Here is a 1,059-nt window from a genome sequence, read left to right as displayed (position 1 = left end):
GCTGGGGCCAGCCACGGAAAACAGCGCCGCCATCATGCCGAGCGCAGCACCCGCGCTGATGCCTAGCACTTCGGGGCTGGCCATCGGATTGCCTGTCAGGCGCTGCATCATCAAGCCGGCCAGCGCCAGCATGGCGCCGGCGGCAAGCGCGGCCGAAACGCGCGGCAGTCGCCATGACAGCAAGGGTGCCAACTGGTCGCCGAGGACGAAGCTCCAGCCGTGCGGCCCCGGTCCGTAGCAGAGCACAAGCGCGAGCAGCAAAAGGAGCGACAGGCCGATCGCCGCCAGCAGGGGGCCAGGAGGGCTCGCGCGCGGCAGCCGTTCGGCGATAGGCGCTGGAAGCTCGGCGCCAAGCGCAAGGCGCGGCAGCAGCCAGAGCAGCAGCGGCGCGCCGAGAAGCGCCGTGATGGCGCCGGTCGGCAAATGATCGCCCTGTGGCCCGGTCAGCAGTTGCACGCCCTGGTCGGCGGCCCATAGCAGCGCGGCGCCGATCAACGGCGCCATGACCAGCCGCTGGCCGAGCCGGCGGGCGCCGCCTATGCGGGCAAGGGCCGCCGCCGCGAGGCCGACAAAGCCTACGACGCCAACGGCCGCGACGACAAAGGCAATCAGCGCAACGGCAGCGGCAAGCCCGGAAAAGCGATAGACGCCGAGCGGCAGGCCGAGGCTGCGCGCGCCCTCGTCGTCGAGGCCGAGCAAGGTCAGCGGCCGCACCATCAGGCCGATCGCCAATGCCGCGAGGCTCAGACGCGGCAGGAGCCACAGCGTGGTCTTCCAATCCTGCTGACCGAGCGAGCCGGAGCCCCAGATAAACAGGTTGGCCAGCCATTCGTGCCTGAGCACGATAAGGGCGGCGCCAATCGCTCCGGCATAGAGGCTGACAACAAGGCCGCCGAGCACGACGGACAGCGGGGACAGGCCTTTGTGCCAGGACAGCGCGAAGACTGCAGCGAGCGCGACAAGGGCACCTGCAAGCGCCACCCATTCGCGACCGAAGGAAAGCAGCGCGGGCGAGAAAAGCGTGGCCAGCGCCAGTGCCAAATAGGCGCCGGCCAACAC

The 1,059-nt window shown here is 69.9% G+C and carries 1 protein-coding gene; it reads right to left on the bottom strand.

Annotated features, from left to right (window positions below):
* Nucleotides 1–1,059 (bottom strand): iron chelate uptake ABC transporter family permease subunit (locus EN781_RS33070; protein WP_145965813.1); only part of this gene is annotated, 1,059 nt, incomplete at both ends.

The organism is Mesorhizobium sp. M4A.F.Ca.ET.090.04.2.1, from assembly GCF_003999085.1.
Lineage (GTDB): Bacteria > Pseudomonadota > Alphaproteobacteria > Rhizobiales > Rhizobiaceae > Mesorhizobium.
The sequence above is the reverse complement of the archived record's forward strand: the minus strand, read 5'-3'. Positions and strand labels throughout refer to the sequence as shown.